Source organism: Chloroflexota bacterium, assembly GCA_026713825.1.
GTDB lineage: Bacteria > Chloroflexota > Dehalococcoidia > Lucifugimonadales > UBA1127 > UBA1127.
Window position 1 is genome coordinate 83,533 of sequence record JAPONS010000049.1, and the last position, 16,140, is coordinate 99,672.

At 66.4% G+C, this 16,140-nt stretch carries 13 protein-coding genes and 1 pseudogene; 9 read left to right on the plus strand and 5 right to left on the minus strand.

Features of this window, described 5'->3' with window-relative positions; genetic code table 11:
* Nucleotides 1-21: 21 nt before the first annotated feature.
* Complete coding sequence (locus OXC99_06275; GenBank protein ID MCY4624586.1) at nt 22-1,086, minus strand: hypothetical protein; 1,065 nt, start codon at nt 1,084-1,086, stop codon at nt 22-24.
* Between the two features lie 380 nt (nt 1,087-1,466).
* Here OXC99_06275 and OXC99_06280 point away from each other — a divergent pair, with 380 nt between their 5' ends.
* The 4 genes from OXC99_06280 to OXC99_06295 all read left to right on the plus strand — a co-directional run bounded on the left by OXC99_06280 (nt 1,467) and on the right by OXC99_06295 (nt 3,293).
* Nucleotides 1,467-1,718 (plus strand): ribbon-helix-helix protein, CopG family, encoded by a 252-nt coding sequence (locus OXC99_06280; protein ID MCY4624587.1) that lies wholly within the window; start codon nt 1,467-1,469, stop codon nt 1,716-1,718.
* A gap of 181 nt (nt 1,719-1,899) precedes the next feature.
* Nucleotides 1,900-2,250 (plus strand): hypothetical protein, encoded by a 351-nt coding sequence (locus OXC99_06285; protein MCY4624588.1) that lies wholly within the window; start codon nt 1,900-1,902, stop codon nt 2,248-2,250.
* Nucleotides 2,251-2,644: 394 nt separating this feature from the next.
* Entirely contained in the window at nt 2,645-2,917 is a 273-nt protein-coding gene (locus OXC99_06290; protein MCY4624589.1) for a hypothetical protein, read from the plus strand.
* Nucleotides 2,918-3,131: 214 nt separating this feature from the next.
* Nucleotides 3,132-3,293, plus strand: a complete 162-nt coding sequence (locus OXC99_06295; GenBank protein ID MCY4624590.1) for a hypothetical protein — start codon at nt 3,132-3,134, stop codon at nt 3,291-3,293.
* Between the two features lie 216 nt (nt 3,294-3,509).
* Here the strand turns inward: OXC99_06295 and OXC99_06300 are convergent, their stop codons facing one another.
* Nucleotides 3,510-4,112, minus strand: a complete 603-nt coding sequence (locus OXC99_06300) for an NYN domain-containing protein (GenBank protein ID MCY4624591.1) — start codon at nt 4,110-4,112, stop codon at nt 3,510-3,512.
* Nucleotides 4,113-4,491: 379 nt separating this feature from the next.
* On the opposite strand from OXC99_06300, the gene OXC99_06305 reads away from it, so the two are divergent.
* The 5 genes and pseudogenes from OXC99_06305 to priA all read left to right on the plus strand — a co-directional run bounded on the left by OXC99_06305 (nt 4,492) and on the right by priA (nt 13,625).
* Complete coding sequence (locus tag OXC99_06305; protein MCY4624592.1) at nt 4,492-6,798, plus strand: NAD(P)H-dependent oxidoreductase subunit E; 2,307 nt, start codon at nt 4,492-4,494, stop codon at nt 6,796-6,798.
* 82 nt (nt 6,799-6,880) lie between these two features.
* Nucleotides 6,881-9,475, plus strand: coding sequence for a molybdopterin-dependent oxidoreductase (locus OXC99_06310; GenBank protein ID MCY4624593.1), 2,595 nt, complete (start codon nt 6,881-6,883; stop codon nt 9,473-9,475).
* Between the two features lie 140 nt (nt 9,476-9,615).
* Nucleotides 9,616-10,128 carry a hypothetical protein gene (locus tag OXC99_06315; protein MCY4624594.1) on the plus strand — a complete coding sequence of 171 codons (513 nt, stop codon included), beginning with the start codon at nt 9,616-9,618 and terminating at the stop codon, nt 10,126-10,128.
* Between the two features lie 105 nt (nt 10,129-10,233).
* Nucleotides 10,234-10,740, plus strand: a pseudogene (gene rplS, locus OXC99_06320) (50S ribosomal protein L19).
* Nucleotides 10,741-11,150: 410 nt separating this feature from the next.
* Nucleotides 11,151-13,625 (plus strand): primosomal protein N', encoded by a 2,475-nt coding sequence (gene priA / locus OXC99_06325; GenBank protein ID MCY4624595.1) that lies wholly within the window; start codon nt 11,151-11,153, stop codon nt 13,623-13,625.
* Between the two features lie 408 nt (nt 13,626-14,033).
* On the opposite strand, the gene OXC99_06330 is transcribed toward priA, so the two are convergent.
* From OXC99_06330 to OXC99_06340, 3 genes are all read right to left on the minus strand, one after another.
* Nucleotides 14,034-14,258, minus strand: a complete 225-nt coding sequence (locus OXC99_06330) for a DUF3500 domain-containing protein (GenBank protein ID MCY4624596.1) — start codon at nt 14,256-14,258, stop codon at nt 14,034-14,036.
* Nucleotides 14,227-14,883: a DUF998 domain-containing protein gene (locus OXC99_06335; protein ID MCY4624597.1), complete on the minus strand. Its 657-nt coding sequence runs from the start codon at nt 14,881-14,883 to the stop codon at nt 14,227-14,229. Before OXC99_06335 ends, OXC99_06330 begins: the two co-directional genes overlap by 32 nt.
* A gap of 155 nt (nt 14,884-15,038) precedes the next feature.
* Complete coding sequence (locus OXC99_06340; protein ID MCY4624598.1) at nt 15,039-16,136, minus strand: DUF3500 domain-containing protein; 1,098 nt, start codon at nt 16,134-16,136, stop codon at nt 15,039-15,041.
* Between the last annotated feature and the right edge of the window lie 4 nt (nt 16,137-16,140).

Sequence of the window (16,140 nt, forward strand, 5' to 3'; positions counted from 1 at the left end):
CCCCATCAGGTGGGAAGGGGTCTACGTGATCAGCGGACGCCCCAGAAAACGCTCACGCCAGGCGGGCAGCGCCTCGACGTTGTAGACGTGCTCCGGCTCCTCGCCGCGCAGCGCGTGCAGCACGTCTGCCGTGCCCCATTTGATGCCCGGCCCGATGCCCCCGCCGACGTTGTGCGACGACATGTGCGGCGAGAGCAGCACGTTGCCGCCCATCGACCGCAGGGGGCTGTCCAGCGGCAGGGGCTCGACCTCGAACACGTCCAGCGCCGCGCCGGCGATGACGTTCGCGTTGAGCGCCTCGACCAGCGCGGGCTCATCGACGGCCGGACCGCGCGACGTGTTGATGAGGATGGCCGTTGGCTTCATCAGCCCCAGCTCCCGCGAGCTGATCATATGGTGCGTCTCGCGGGTCAGGATAACGTGCAGGCTGACGACGTCGGACTGGCGGAGGAGATCGTCCAGGGCCAGCCGCTCGACACCCAGATCGCGGAAGTGGTCGTCGGACACGTACGGGTCGTGGGCGACGATGCGCATGCCCCACGGCGCCATGAGCCTCGACACGCGCGTGCCGATGCGGCCCAGGCCGATCAAGCCCAGCACGATGCCCTCGTAGCCGTCCTCCGCCCGGTAGCCGAGGTGGACGCCGGTGAGGGCGCCGTCGCGCCAGGGTTCGCCGGCCTTCAGGTGGGCGTCGCGCTCGCGGGTGTTCTTGAGCAGCGTCAGCATCTTGGTGATGGTGGTCTCGGCGACGCCCCCCCAGTTGGCCTCGGTGGGCGCGTGGGTGACTAGGATGCCCAACTCCGTCGCGGCGTCGATGTCGATCTCGTCGACGCCGACGGTGTACTTGGCGACGATGCGGAGGCCCTCGGAGGCGGTGAGCACGTCGCGGGAAATCTTGGCGCCCTTGATGGAGGTGCCGACGAGGGCGTCGGCGCCGGAGGCCATTTCGGCGAGCCGTTCGGTGGAGTCGCCGGTGGGGTCGCTCCAGTTGGCGCTGCCGAGGGTGAGGGAGCAGCCGGCCGACTTCATCTCCTCCAAGCTGTCAGAATCAGCGGGCGCAAAGACGAATACCTTGGGGTCAGACATGACGGCCTCCGTGGGCAAAGGTTCCGCACCATCATGCCGTAGGGCGCGGGCGGGTGCAAGCGGTGAGCGAGTCGGCCATTTGAGTTTCTCCTTCAATGTGCCCATGCATACTTGAGCCGCCGTGTTGTTTCGTCGTCCTCCGTAGCTGAGAAGACACTTGTTTCGTCTTCGTTTTGTAGCTGTTGTGGCACACGCCAGCTACAAAACCGTTTTTTGCGCAGGGGGGAAACAACCCCCGGCTGCCAGACTGCGGCGCTTCCCGGTGAGGGCGGTCAGGGTTGTCATGGGGACAGGGTAGCGAGGGTGTCGTCGTTCGCGCGAGGGGGCGGTGGCAGAGGGGAGGATTGGCTAATCTTGCAGGAGGGGCTTAGACTGCATTCATGCTCAAACGACTGCAAGTCCTCATTGATGAAGAAGAGTACCGGGAGATCCAGGGCATCGCCCGCAGGCAGGGGGTGACGCTTGCGGAGTGGGTGCGGCAGGCGCTGCGCCAGGCGCGAAGCGGCGATTCCGGTACCGTGGCGGCCAAACTGCAAGTCATCGCCGACGCATCCCGGCATGCGTTCCCCACTGCCGAAATAGAAGTCATGCTGCGGGAGATCAATGCAGGGCGGCGGCATGAACCTTTATGAGCCTTTCGCAATGGAGAATAGGCACAAGGGGCCTGACACAATCAAGTGTCATCGGCTACTAGACAGCGATAAGACTTTCTACACCTGCGGTCGGCCTGGATACTTGAAGACTAACAAGACGAGACAAGTATCGGAGGGTGAGGTCTCACAATGGGTACTCAGTTTGCCAGGACCCGGTACTGTGATTATTTCTTTATTGGGCCGTAAACCGGATGGGAAGAGCGAGTTCCGCTTCTATCCATTTCACGGCAACTGGGACTCTGTAGAAGAACGCCGCGACAAGCCCTCATTTCAGGAGTGGTTGGACAGGCATCACTCAGACATGAGCCTATCAGTGATTGAGCATCCCACTGTTGACCAAGGCATTGAGACCGAAAAGGCCAAAATGATCGCTGCCGAAGTGGTTAGACTTACTTCGTTGGGTCGAACGGTCGTAGTTGTTGACTCTGCCGGGGTTTCCAGAACAGGTAAGGTAGCCAAGGTCCTTCGCACCTGGTCAGAAGTCGTCCACGCGACCGCACCAAGCGAATAGGAGGTGCTCGCTGTGAAGTCTACCTACGCGGAATCTTTTGGCACAGTGCAGGCTTGAGTGGCTTACGCCACGCAAAGCCGCTACGGGAATTAGATGTTCTGGGGTAAGGTATGGGGCAAGTACTGGCGATACTGCGATCTCGTGGAGGGCACGGACTCAGTGTAAGTTGCGGGACTACTCCTCTGCTCAGCCTCGCTATTTGGGCTGACGGTGACGCTGATCCTTCTAGCGCGGCACCTGTGGTTGCCGTAGAGAGTTAGATGGTGCCAACCGAATGAAAACAAAGATCATTGGGTTTGCAGGTAGTGTGCTCATAGCCTTAATGGTGTTGGCAGCGTGCGGCCCTGGTGCAGCGGAACCCCTAGCGACCCCGGAACCGACTACAACCCCTTCCATGCTGGATTATCTTGACAGCGTGCGGCCCGCGTGCCCGGAATGGAGGGAAAGGGAGTTCGCTGACCAGTGGGCCACCTTTGTGGTCGTGGGAAGTGCTTATTGGGAGGACCTGCAGGAGTGGATCGGCGAGGCGGACGCGACGGTCGGGGCCAAAGCCTTGGAGCGGGAGCAAACCATCCGGATCCAGTGCCTGCGAGAGGCACGCGATGCGTGTCCGAGGGCGGTCTACCCGCAGTGTGGGCTTATCGACAGCATCCTCGAAGGACTCTAGCGGCCTGGCGACTTTTGCATCAATGCGGCTCATTTATCAAAGCCAGGCCGAATTCTGGTGCTGTCTGTGCCAGGAATCTAAGGGAATCTTTAGGCTATGTGGGACTCTTGAACTTCTCTGACTAGTACTGGTTGACGCCCTAGTGAGTAGGTCTATTTTGGTACGTAAGGGTTGACTGGGCGGTGCTGCTAACCCCCAACCGAGGAGCTTGACCATGACTGAAATACTGGCCGTCTCAGGCCTGACCCTCTTCCTCACCGTGTTTACGGCGTGGTTTCTCCTCTCCTCCGGCATGAAGAATGACCAGGGCACTGCCTTTCTGGTCGGCCTCGTCGCTTTGCTGGGGTACGTGTTTGCGGGCAGCGTCGTCGCGTAGCCGTTACGACTCCCCCCTGGATACCGGCCCCGTACCGCGGTACGGGGCAAGCTATTCGCCGATATGAAGGTTGGGGATTGGGCGGGCGATTCGCGAATCGCCCCTACGGTGGGAGATGGGGCCGGGGGAAGGGCGACCACGAGGGTCGCCCCCACGGTGGCGCCGCCGCCCGTTGGATACCGGCTCAATCCGTTCGTAGGTTCCCCTTCGACGGAGTCAGGGCGAACGATGTGGGCGGTAGTCGCGGGGATCAAGACAGGCATCGTATGTGGCCTGGTCTATGGGGACCCACGTCGTGCCGGGAATCCCTCTTGTGTACGTGGTGCTTGGGCCAAGAGGAAAGGCAGACTCGAAGTACAGCTTGCGGTTTTGCCCGGCCCCCACCTGACGCGCCAATTTCACTGCGGGGCCAAAGTCAGTGTCTTGACTCACGATGATTGCAACTTCATATCGTTCCTCATAGGTTGCCTGAATCAAGTCCAGGGCGAGGCTGACGTCAACGCCTTTTTCCTGCCTGCCTGTATTTATGGCGCCCCGGTAGGTGTAGATCCCCTTATTGTTCAAATACCGAAGTTTGCTGGACCAGAAATCATGCCAAAACCGTTGTGAAGTCCCGCCGTTCCGGTTCGGCACGCCAGTATAGAATCGAATTTCAGAGAGCACACGACCGGGCGTCTTTGTTGCAAGCGCATCAGCGAGTTTCTCGACGTCGTAACTGGGCCATTCATACGGCGACGGGAGAGCGGGATGTGGGGGAGTCCAGGCACGCTTTGCGCCGTAGAAGAGGTTTTGCCCGTCTATGAGCACGATTGTGTTCATACAAAAAGTAACCCCGCCCGGGGATTTGGCCTAAGCCGCTTCCAGCGGACGGGGAGCAGATAGCCGTAGTCTACCCGCCAGTGGACGCCCTGTCAACCCACTACGCCCCCTCCCTCTCTTTACCCTGCGCTTTGTTGAGGGGCGAACAGGGTCGCGGACAATTTGCGAAGAGCCCCTACGGTGGCCGCGACCCCCTGTCGCCCGCCCCCTGGATCCCGGCTTTCGCCGGGAAGACGATAGAGGTGGGCGCCCTTCGATTTTCCTCAGGGCGAACGGGTTGGGCCGCTCCCCTGGATTCCCGCGAAAGCGGGAATGACGGTAGGGGGGTCTCCGTGATAAGATTCACGCAGTCTGGGGCAAGCGCCGCAAAGGGGGCCAAGTGGCAGACGACGCCCTGCGGGCCCGCATCGTGCGGGCCGTTACAGAACAACCGCAGCCCACGGTCACCGTGCTCTCTTCCCTATTGGCGGTCGAGGACGAGCTCGGCTGGATCCCCCCGGAGGCCATTGAGGAGGTCGCCGCGCGCCAGGCCGTCACGTCGAACGACGTCTGGGCCGTCGCGTCCTTCTACCCCAACTTTCGCTTCACTTCCCCCGGCGCCCACATGGTCGAGGTGTGCTGGGGGCCGACGTGCCACCTGCTGGGTGCGCAACAACTGCTCGACCGCGTCCACGACGCCCTGGGCCTGGATGGCGAGGGCGACACCCCCGATGGCGCGATGACCCTGCGCTACAACACATGCCTCGGCGCGTGCAGCCAGGCGCCCGTCGTGTCCGCCGACCACCACCTGCACGGCCGCACGAACGCCGACGCCGTCGAGACGCTGATTGCCGGGCTGAGGGGAGCCCGTTCATCCTTCGATTTCCCTCAGGGCGAACGGGAGGACGCACCCCCATCCCAGCCTTCCCCCATCAAGGGGGAAGGGGACGTGGCGGAGCGATTCCAGGCGCTGCAGCAGCAGGCGCAGGCGCACGTTGCCGAGCTGGATAGCCGCACGCGCATCCGTGTCGGCGTGGCGCTGTGCGGGCACGCGGCGGGGGCGCTGCCGGTGACGGAGGCGCTGCGGCGCGAGGCATCGTCGCGCGGGCTTGACGCGTCGGTGCACGAGGTCGGCTGCATTGGGCTGTGCTACGCGGAGCCGCTGGTGGACGTGCAGTCGCCCGGCGGGCCGCGCGTGTTCTACCGCAACGTGACACCGGAGCAGGTCGCGGGCATCCTCGACGCCGTGGCGACGGGCCGATGGAACGACGGCGGCGACGTGCTCGGCACCCTCGGCGAGAGCGCGATCGACGGCATCGCCCGCATCGAGGACTGGGAGCAGTGGCGGCTACAGGTGCGCATCGCGACGCGCAACTGCGGGACCGTCGATCCGGGCGACATCCTCGAGTACATGGCGGCGGGCGGGTACGGCGGGCTCGCCAAGGCGCTGGCAGAGATGACGCAGGAGGAGCTGATCGAGGAGGTCAAGGCGTCCGGCCTGCGCGGGCGCGGCGGCGCGGCCTTCCCCACCGGCGTCAAGTGGGGCTTCCTGCAGGGCTCCAACCGGCCCAACAAGTACGTGCTGGTGAACTGCGAGGAGGGCGACCCCGGCGCTTACAACGACAAGGGCCTCATCGAGAGCGACCCGCACACCGTCGTGGAGGGCACGATCATCGCGGGGCGGGCGACGGGCGCGAACTACGGCTACATCTTCATTCGCCACGGCCACGACGGCCCCATCGACCGCGCGAGGGAGGCCATCCGGCAGGCGTACGAGCACGGGTTGCTGGGCGAGGACATCCTCGGCTCCGGGTTCTCGTTCGACATGGAGGTTGCGCTGACCGGCGACTCCTACGTCGCGGGCGAGGAGACGGCGCTGATGGAGGCCATCGAGGGCAAGCGCTCCATGCCGCGGTTCCGGCCGCCCTTTCCGGCGCAAGCCGGCGTGTGGGGCAACCCGAGCAACATCAACAACGTGAAGACGCTGGCCTACGTGCCGGAGCTGGTCCGGCTGGGCGGCGAGTGGTTTGCGGGCATCGGCTACGAGCGCAGCAAGGGCACGGCCATTTTGTGCCTTACCGGCGACGTCAACTATCCCGGCATGTATGAGGTGCCGTTCGGCCTGACGTTGGGGCAGGTGGTGAACGACATCGCGGGCGGCGTTGCGACGGGCGGGCCGGTCAAGCTGCTGCAGACCGGCGGGCCGCTGGGCGGGGTGCTGGGGCCGGACAGCCTGGAGATCACGCTGGACTACGAGTTGATGTCGCAGGCGGGGGCGATCCTCGGGTCAGGCGGCATCATCGTGGCGTCAGACGACGTATGCGCGGTGGACCTGGCGTGGAACATGGTCGCCTTCTGCCAGTACGAGTCGTGCGGGAAGTGCTTCCCGTGCCGGCTGGGCATGACGCACCTGCTGGACACGCTGGAGCGCATCGCGTCGAACGCGGGGCGGGCGGCGGACCCGGACCTGATGCGCACCATCGGCAAGACGATGGGCATGGGGTCGCTGTGCGGGCACGGGCAGCTGGGGTTCAACCCCATCAGCTCGTCGCTGCGGCACTTTGAGGAGGACTTCCGCGTGCACCTGGAGGAGGGGCGGTGCCCAACGGGGAGTTGCACGGCGCGCCACCACCGGCCGACGCGGACGTCGCCGGAAGCGGTGTCCGGGTGGTATGTGGAGCAGGGCGCGGGGGCAAGGGGGGTCTAGCCCCTGGATTCCCGCTTTCGCGGGAATGACGGTAGGGCGGTGAGAGTGAAGGGACTCTTTTGAGAGAATAGAGGCAGAGCGAATGACGGAGCCCATCAAGCTCACTATAGACGGGGTTGAGGTCGAGGCGAAGCCGGGGCAGACGGTGCTGCAGGCGGCCATCGACAACAACGTGTACATCCCGTACCTGTGCTACTGGCCGGGCATGAAGCCCTACGGCGCGTGCCGGATGTGCTGCGTCGAGGTCGAGGGCGGCCGGGGCACGCCGGCGTCGTGCACGCTGCCCGTGGCGAACGGGATGGTGGTGAACACCCTCGGCAGCGAGATTCGCGGTCTGCGGGAGAGCGTGCTGGAGCTGCTGCTGTCGGAGCACCCGCACGGCTGCCTGACGTGCCACCGCATCGAGCTGTGCGGGCCGCAGGACATCTGCCTGCGCCACGTGCGCGTCATGGACCGGTGCGTGGTGTGCCCCAAGAACGAGCGGTGCGAGCTCAAGGACACCGTGCGTTATGTTAACGTCAACCTCGAATCGCCGCTGGCCTACAACTACCGGAACCTCCAGATAGAGACCGGCGACCCGTTCTACGACCGCGACTACAACCTGTGCATCGTCTGCGCGCGGTGCGTGCGGGTGTGCGAGGAGATGCGCGGCGACGACGCCATCGCGATGATCGAGCGGTCCGGCACGGTGCTCGTGGGCACGTCGCAGGGGATGTCGCTGCTGGAGTCGGGCTGCGAGTTCTGCGGCGCGTGCATCGACGTCTGCCCCGTCGGCGCGCTGGTTGAGCGCGACCACAAGTGGGACAAGGCGGTCAACGTGGTGAAGACCACGTGTACCCACTGCTCCGTCGGCTGCCAGGTCAACCTTGAGGTGGACCGGCGTGGGCGCGTGATCCGCTCCATTGGCGACTGGGAGTCGCCCGTCAACACGGGGCAACTCTGCTACATGGGCAAGTTCGGCAACGAGTTCGTGAACAGCCGTCGCAGGCTCAAGACCCCGATGCTGCGGCAGCACGGCGAGCTTGTGGAGGCGACGTGGGAGCAGGCGCTGGAGGCCATCGCAGAGCGGCTGCCGGACTACAAGGGCGGCGCGTTCTCGCTGCTGGTGTCACCGCGGTCGACGGACCAGCAGGCGTACTTGGCGGGCCGGTTCGCGCGGGAGGTCATGGGTACGGACAACGTCGACCTCTCCGTCGACCACCGGCCGGAGCTGGTGGAGCCGCTGGGCCGCCGGCTCGGCATAGCCGCCGCGACGGGGACCGTGGCAGAGCTGGAGAGCGCGGGCTGCGTGCTGGTTGTCAACGCCAACGTCACGGAGGAGCACAACGTCGCCGCCATTCCCATCAAGAAGGCGCACAAGGCGGGCGGCAAGCTGGTGGTCATCGACACGCGCGAGGTGGAGCTCTCGCGCTACGCGGACCTCTGGCTGCGGCCGTACCCCGGCACGGAGCGCGCGCTGGTGGGCGGTATGCTCCGGGTCATCCTGGACGAAGGACTGCAGGACGACGCGTTCATTGCCGAACACAGCGGCGGACTCGACGCGCTGCGGGAGTCGCTGGCTGGCTACGCGCTGGACGCCGTGGCGGACGCGACGGGCGTTGCCGCCGACAGGATCGCGGCGGCGGCGCGGGCCTTCGCGCAGGCGGGCAGCGCGGCAGTCGTGTACGCGCTGGACAACGTCGCGCAGGAGGAGCGCGCTCCGGTCACTGACGCACTGGTCAATCTCGCGCTGGCGACGGGCAACGTCGGCAAGGCTGCGAGCGGCATGTTCCCGCTGCGGCCCGGTGCCGCGAGCCAGGGCGCCCTCGACATGGGTTGCTCGCCGGGCGACGCCGGGTTGAGCGCGGCGCAGTCGCTGGAAGCGATCGCTCAGGGAAGCGTGAAGGCAGCCATGGTCCTCGGCGACAGCGTGATGTTCACGCCCGAGGCTGTCCATACCCTGACCCACACGGACTTCCTCGTGGTGCAGGCCATGTTCCCGTCGGAGCTGACGGAGGCCGCCGACGTGCTGCTGCCGATGACCTCCTTCGCGGAGGAGGACGGCGTGGTGACGAGCCTGGACCGCTGGGTCCTGCGCCGCCGCGCGGCCATTGACCCGGCCGGCGAGGCCCGTCCCAGCGACGCGCTGCTCACGCAGCTTGCGCGGCGCATGGGCGCGAACGGCTTCGGCGGGCACCCGTCGGAGGTGCTGGAGGCCATCCGCGAGGCCATCCCTGCGTACGCCGTCGCTACGGACGAGGCGCTTGATGCGGGCGGCGCGCAGATACCGTGGTCAATGCCGGAACGCGCCGAGCTGACGCCGCTCGCCCCGATGCGGGCTCGCGACTATGATGCTCCGTTCCTCTTTGCGCCGGGCCGGGTGCTCGCGCTGCCTGAGGGCGAGGTGGAGGTAGTGCGCAGCAACGGCAAGAACGCCATCCGCCGCGAAGACGCGCTGGAGCTGCATCCGGACGACGCCTCCACAATGGGCGTCGCGCCGGGCGACGTCATCGAGGTTGCGGCCAACGGGCACCGCATTCGCGGGCTTGCTCGGACGACAGGCCCACTGCGGGGCGTCGTGTCCGCGACGGTGCTGTTCGGCGAGCTGGCGACGGCCCTCGACCAGAGCGCGGACGACGACCCCATGCTGCGGGTGCCCGGCCTCCACGTCATGCCCGTGCAGGTGGCGAAGGCTTAGCGTGAGGCTGACCCAAGACGCCGGGTTCTCCACAGGCGGCACCCCCTTTCCTGCAATCGAGACACATGCGCCGGAACCTTAGACCTTACGGATACTCGCCCGATGCGACGGCGCCGGGAGGCAACCGTCGTCGGCGCGGCTTGCGTAATTCCAGGACCATCGCTGGTGTCTCGCTGGTGTTGGCGCTCATTGCCGTCGCTCTCTCCATCGTTGCCCTTGTGCTCGCGCTTGACGCGTCTGAAGTCGAGGACGAGCTCGTGGAAGATGAGGCCACCGAGGCGCCGTGGGTTGAACCGGCGGCTCGTACCATGGCTATGGTGGACGAGGCCATACGCCGCTACGATACCGAAGGTTGGGCTGAGACAGTTGAGTTCTACCTCTCCCCCTGGAGTGTCGACGGGACGTGGCATGTGATCATGGTGAGCCCTGAAGACCGCATCGTTGCGAGTCAGGACCAGTCGCTGCTGGGGCACAGCATCAAGAGCCTCGGCAGGGACTACTGGGGCAACGGCTGGGGTGACATCGAGATCTCCGAGAACGGACGTTGGGTGCACCAGCACTCCTGGCACCCGGTCACAGGGTGGCCGACGGTGAGCCACACGTGGGTCGTGCGCCACGACGGCTACGTGTTCGGCTCGGTCTGGTACGAGTAGGGAGGGCGTTCGACGCTTCATTCGTTCCTTCCCGTTGCCCATCGCGCCGCCTTTCGTGTACCATTGTCTGGTTGCACTCAATTTCACAGAGCTAGAGGGACCCGCATGGACGCCCATCACCTCATCGAAGTCACGAAGAACCCGAACATCCCCGAGTTTCGCGCCGGGGACACGGTCCAGGTCAACTACAAGGTCCGCGAGGGTGAGCGCACCCGGACGCAGCCGTTCCAGGGCGTCGTCATCCGGCGCATGGGCGGCAAGAGCGCCGCGGCCTGCTTCACCGTCCGCCGCGTGACCCGCGGCTTCGGTGTTGAGCGCACCTTCCCGCTGTACTCGCCGCACATCGAGTCGGTGCAGGTGCAGCGCTACGGCAAGGTTCGGCGCGCCAAGCTGTACTACCTGCGACAGCGCTCCGGCCGCGCCGCCCGCATCAAGGAACAGACCAACCTGCCGGCGTGGCTGAAGGTCAACCCTGCCGCCGTCGCCGCTGCTGCCGCCGCCGCTGAAGCCGAAGCAGCCGCTGCTGCCGAAGCAGCCGCAGCTGCTGAAGCCGCCGCAGCTGCCGAGGAAGAACTCGTCGAGGAGATCTCCGCGGAAGAGGCTGAGGCCGAGCTCGAGGCCACCGCGGAAGAGACCGTCGACGAGGCTGCAGAGGCCGCCTCTGACGAGGCTCCTGCGGAAGACACCGCTGATGCTGCCGAGGAAGCCCCGGCTGAGGACGCTCCCGTCGAGGAGGCTGCCGCCGAAGCTGAGGCTCCTGCCGAGGAGCCCGTCGCCGAAGCTGAGGCCGCCGCTGAGGACGCTCCCGCTGAGGAGCCCGTCGCCGAAGCTGAGGCCGCCGCTGAGGACGCTCCCGCTGAGGAGACCGTCGCAGAGGCAGAGCCGGTTGCTGAGGACGCCCCTGCCGAGGAGCCCGAGGCTGCTGAGGCCGACGCTCCAACCGAGGCCGACGGCGACGCTGAAGAGAAGCGATCCTAATTCCCCGGCCTTTCGCCGCGCGGCCGGGCCACAGGTGATGCGCTATGGCTGCGCAGTCGGAGCGGCCGCTCGATCGCTACGCTGAAATCGCTGTCGATGCCGCGGTAGGGCCTGAGCGCACGTTCACCTACGCGATCCCCTCTGGCATGCTTCTTCACCCCGGCCAGCCTGTGCTTGTCCCCCTCCTATCTCGCCGGGTTGGCGGCGTTGTCTTTGCGCTTTCCGACACCACCGAGATCCAGGGCATTCGCGCCGTGGCGGGCGTGCAGCACCCCGAGCCGATACTCGCGCCGCACCAACTCAATCTTGCGCGGTGGCTCAGCCGCGAGACGCGCTGCACACTCTACGAGGCCGCCGCCGCCATGCTTCCCCCCGATTTCCGCCGCCGTCTTGTGCGCTACCTCAGCTTGGCGGACTCGGATGCTGACGCGCAAGGAGACGGTGGCAGTGTCATCGCGCCGGCGGAGGGGCGCGTGCTGGAGATGCTGTCGCGACGGGGGCGCGTGCCGCAGGACGCGGTGGAGAGCTCGCTGGGGGCGGGGGCCGCGCGGTCGCTGCGGAGGCTGGTGCGAGCCGGGCTCGTCGCGGAGCAGTGGGAGCTGTCGCGGCAGGCGGCGCGGCCTGCGTACTCGCAGCGGTTGCGGCTGGCGGTAGCCGAGGATGAGGCGCAGCGGGCCGCCGGTGGCTTCCCGCTGACGTCGCGGCGGCTGGCGCTGCTGCAGCAGGTGCTGCTGGAGGAGACGCTGGACGCCGCGCAGGCCCGCAAGGAGTTCGGGGCCGACACGGTGCGGCGGCTCGTCGGGCTTGGGCTGCTGGCGATCGAGGAGCGGCGGCGGGTGCGCGACCCCCTGGAAAGCTACACGCCGGAGCGCGAGGCGCCGCTGTCGCTGACCGCCGAGCAGGCGGACGCCGTGGGGCACATCGTCAACAGCCTGCGCACGGGGCAGCCGCACACGTACCTCCTTCACGGGCCGACCGGCAGCGGCAAGACGGAGGTCTACCTGCGCGCGCTGGCCGCCTGCATCGCGGTTGGGAAGCGGGGGATGCTGCTGGCGCCGGAGATCTCGCTGACGCCACAGCTCGTCGCGCGGCTGCAGTCGCGGTTCCCGGGGCGCGTCGGGCTGCTGCACAGCGGGCTGTCGGCGGGCCAGCACTATGACACGTGGTGGCGCGTTCGCGAGGGCGGCTATGACGTGCTGCTGGGCACTCGGAGCGCCGTCTTCGCGCCGATGCCGGACCTCGGGCTGATCATCCTGGACGAGGAGCACGAGTGGACATACAAGCAGGCCGACATGGCCCCTCGCTACCACGCCCGCTCGACGGCGATGGTGCTTGGGCGGCTGACGGGCGCGACGGTGGCGCTCGGCAGCGCGACGCCGGACCTGGCCACCTACCACGCCGCCGACCGGGGCATCCTCCGGTCGCTCTCGCTCCGTGACCGGCTGCGACCGGGGCCCGACGGTTCCCCGCGGCCCGTGCCGCTCGCCGATGTCGAGGTCGTCGACATGCGGGAGGAGCTGAAGGCCGGGGTTCGCAGCATCTTCAGCCGCTCGCTGAGCGAGGCGCTGTCGGAGACGCTCGGGCGCGGGCGGCAGGCGATCCTGTTTCTGAACCGTCGCGGGGCCGCCGGGACCGTGCAGTGCCGCGATTGCGGGCACGTGCTGCACTGCCGCAGCTGCTCGTCGCCTCTGACGTACCATGCCGAGGGCGACCGGCTGGTGTGCCACCAGTGCGGGCGGCGCTACCGGCCGGGCGGCGCGTGCCCTCGATGCCGGAGCCCGCACATCCGCTACCTGGGGCTGGGCACGCAGCGGGTGGTGCAGGAGGTCGAGCGGACGACGGGGGCGTCGGCGCTGCGGTGGGACCGGGACGCCGCCCGTGAGCGGGACGCGCACCGCGCCATCATGGAGCGGTTCTCCCGCGGCGACGCGCAGGTGCTGGTGGGCACGCAGATGGTGGCGCAGGGGCTGCACCTGCCGAACGTGACGCTGGTCGGCGTAGTGCTGGCGGACCTGGGCCTGTACCTGCCCGACTTCCGGGCTGGCGAGCGGGCCTTCCAGCTACTGTGCCAGGTTGCGGGCCGCGCGGGCCGGGGCGACGATCCGGGCCGGGTGGTGGTGCAGACGTACACGCCGGAGCACTACGCGGTGCAGGCCGGCGCCCGGCAGGACTACCACGCCTTCTACGAGACGGAGATCTCGCTGCGGCGGGACCTGCGGAACCCTCCATTCTCGCGGCTGGCGCGGTTCAGCTTCTCGCACACCAACCGCGAGTACGGGGCGAGCGAGGCGCGGCGCTTCGGGACGGAGCTGCAGCTTGCGCTCGTCCAGCAGGGGCTTACGGAGGTGGAGATCATCGGGCCGGCGCCGGGCTACCCTGCTCGCGTGCGGGGGCGCTACCGGTGGCACGTCGTGCTGCGCTTGCCGCCGACGCCGGCGACGGACATGCCGTCGCTGCTCTCAACGCTGCCGGTGCCGCCGACGTGGACGGTGGACGTGGACCCGGTGACGCTGGCGTAGGCGTCCCGGGGCCGGAATCCCCCGCTGTTTTCAGGCTGGACTCCTCACCAATTATCTTGTTAGCCACACCGCCGGTTGTTTGGTAAAACAACCTGTTTGTTGTTGTAGCGGACACGGCACATTTCACTTACAAGACGAGAAAAAAAATTAAGGCACTGTCTCTCTGGTTATGTCATGTAACGAGCACACTGGTGTGTGGGGGTGGCCGCAAGCAACGAAGAAACTGGTGACCTCGGTGTTGTGCGACGGCGATGCGGGGGCGGCGGTTGCGTGTGTCATGGCTCGACGGTAGCGGAGGGCGAGGGTTGGGGGCAATGGGGTTGTGGCAGGGTGTGTGGGGCCCCGACGACCTCGATGGTGAACGCGGCGACGCTGGCGCCTTCGGTTGCCTTTCCTCCCGCTGCTAACCTACGGGTGGTGGTGGGATTCTGCGTAGTGGAGGGCCAGGGGGTCTGTGCCGAAGTCTCCTCTTGGGTTTCGCAGGACGCTGTGGGTGTGGTTGGCGTCGTTCTGCGTGCAGTCGTACTCGATGAGGAGGTCGTCGGACTGGACGCGGTAGCAGAGCGGCGAGCGGAGCTCCGACCCACTTTGATGCTCAAGCCTATGGTGGGGATCCATGACCTTCCCAGTCAGCTGTCGCCCCGCCTAACTCATGGTATTGTTCTTCGCTTGAAGCAGCCAACAGTCGCCAACTTACGAGACACAGGCTTCCATACAAGATCCCTTCTGCCAGTCGCTGTAGCAATCCTCGCCACGGGTCGAAGTCGGGTGCAAGCGCCAGCATGTAAAGGGTGATAAAGACCGCGGCCAACAACACCCAGCCCGCTCGTCTGTGGGGCGCAAGGTTCTTGTTGAGCGACAGAAGCACCAATCCCAACGTGGTCATGAGAAGTGTGAACACGCTCAAGAGATTGTGGACATTTTGGGAAATACTGCCGGTACTTGGACAACCTAGATCACAAGGAGCAAACGCCGAGCCAAGGTAAGCGATCGGTTCGCCGGAAAGCAACCACATGCCCATTAAGCCAATACCGGTCAGTTGTGTAATTCGAGCAACCGTGACCAGCATGAAAAGGCCAAGCAGGCCGAGGGGCAAAAACCCCAAATAGCCGATGTGCCAGCTCCATTCCGAACCTGTGGCATTGAGTTCGCTAATGTATTGACCAATATGACTGTAGTCGGCCTTCAGTGATGCGCCACCGAACACCACCGTCACGTAAAGCAGGATGAGCGCAGTGATGATCAAACGCTTACCCATCCAGAATCTGTATCTGTTCAAATCCAATCCCTTACACGAAGTCCCTTGCCAATCGCGAGACGGCTTCCCGGACTGTGAATCCGGACACAGTCCGGATTTTTCGGCTTACGCATCCTGGCCGTGCAACTCTTGAACCCGAATATCAAGCTGATTGCCTACGGGTGGTGGTGGGATTCGGCGTAGTGGAGGGCCAGGGGGTCTGTGCCGAAGTCTCCTCTTGGGTTGCGGAGGACGCTGTGGGTGTGGTTGGCGTCGTTCTGCGTGCAATCGTACTCGACGAGGAGGTCGTCGGACTGGACGCGGTAGTAGTGGGGGGCTTCGCGCTCGGACGAGCCCGCCCACGCGAAGTGCAGCTCCTGAAGGCTGTCGGGCTCCAGCAGGGGCGCGTAGCCGTCGACGATCTCATCCGGCAGATGGTCGAGGTAGACGCGGACGAGGCGCGCGAGGGCGTCGCGCTGGGCGGCGTCCATGGCGCTGGCGGGCAGGCCCTTGGGCGTGAGGGTGTAGCGGACCATGTCGTCGAGCTCGGGGGTGAGGCCGAGGGCCGTGCGGAGGCGCTCGCCGCCGGGGCCGGGGCCGCCGATGGGGGGCATGGCGCCGTCCTCGACCTGCGGGCGGTTGGTCTGGACGATGTCGGTTGGCGGCACGGGCGCGATGACGGCCCGCGAGAGCTGCTCGGGTGACAGGAGGGCGAGGAGCTCTCGGGCGGCGTCCTCCTCGGCGGCCAGCGGGCGCAGACCGACGCCGCCGGGAAGCAGCGAGCGTGCGGGCTCGGCGCCGAAGAAGGCGGGCGTCGGGTATACGAGGCCGCCGCGCACGGTGTAGTGGAGGCTCAGGTGGTGGCCGCCGATGCGCCAGCTCCAGCCGCTCTCATCGCCGGGCGTGCCGAAGACGGCGACGAAGTAGTTGGCGGGGTCGCGCAGGCGGGTGCCCGGCAGGTCGCCGTAGGTGCGGTCCGGGAAGTTCGACGAGCGGTCAACGACGTTCTCCATGCCCGTGAGCAGCGACGCGTAGTTGTAGCCGCGCTCGCTGAGCCCCGTCGCCATGAGCTGCCAGACCTTCTGCTGCTGTCGGGGGGCAAGGTCGCCGAGGCGCAAGCCCGCGCGCGGGGTGGGCGTGTAGAACCAGCGCCGGCGCTCCTCCTCGTCGCCGAAGGGGAACGTCCCGGCGCTGCGCTGCTCGGGGGACAGCGCGGCGAGGAACTCGGACGCCGCCTGTGCCATTGTGTCCGCGAGGGCCGAGACCTTCTCCATGTCA

What these genes read in the sequence shown, in the direction of transcription:
- OXC99_06340 (MCY4624598.1), bottom strand. Translation starts at nt 16,136, where the DNA reads ATGGAGAAGGTCTCGGCCCTCGCGGACACAATGGCACAGGCGGCGTCC.
- OXC99_06310 (MCY4624593.1), top strand. Translation starts at nt 6,881, where the DNA reads ATGACGGAGCCCATCAAGCTCACTATAGACGGGGTTGAGGTCGAGGCG.
- priA (MCY4624595.1), top strand. Translation starts at nt 11,151, where the DNA reads ATGGCTGCGCAGTCGGAGCGGCCGCTCGATCGCTACGCTGAAATCGCT.
- OXC99_06295 (MCY4624590.1), top strand. Translation starts at nt 3,132, where the DNA reads ATGACTGAAATACTGGCCGTCTCAGGCCTGACCCTCTTCCTCACCGTG.
- OXC99_06280 (MCY4624587.1), top strand. Translation starts at nt 1,467, where the DNA reads ATGCTCAAACGACTGCAAGTCCTCATTGATGAAGAAGAGTACCGGGAG.
- OXC99_06290 (MCY4624589.1), top strand. Translation starts at nt 2,645, where the DNA reads ATGCTGGATTATCTTGACAGCGTGCGGCCCGCGTGCCCGGAATGGAGG.
- OXC99_06335 (MCY4624597.1), bottom strand. Translation starts at nt 14,883, where the DNA reads ATGGGTAAGCGTTTGATCATCACTGCGCTCATCCTGCTTTACGTGACG.
- OXC99_06275 (MCY4624586.1), bottom strand. Translation starts at nt 1,086, where the DNA reads ATGTCTGACCCCAAGGTATTCGTCTTTGCGCCCGCTGATTCTGACAGC.
- OXC99_06300 (MCY4624591.1), bottom strand. Translation starts at nt 4,112, where the DNA reads ATGAACACAATCGTGCTCATAGACGGGCAAAACCTCTTCTACGGCGCA.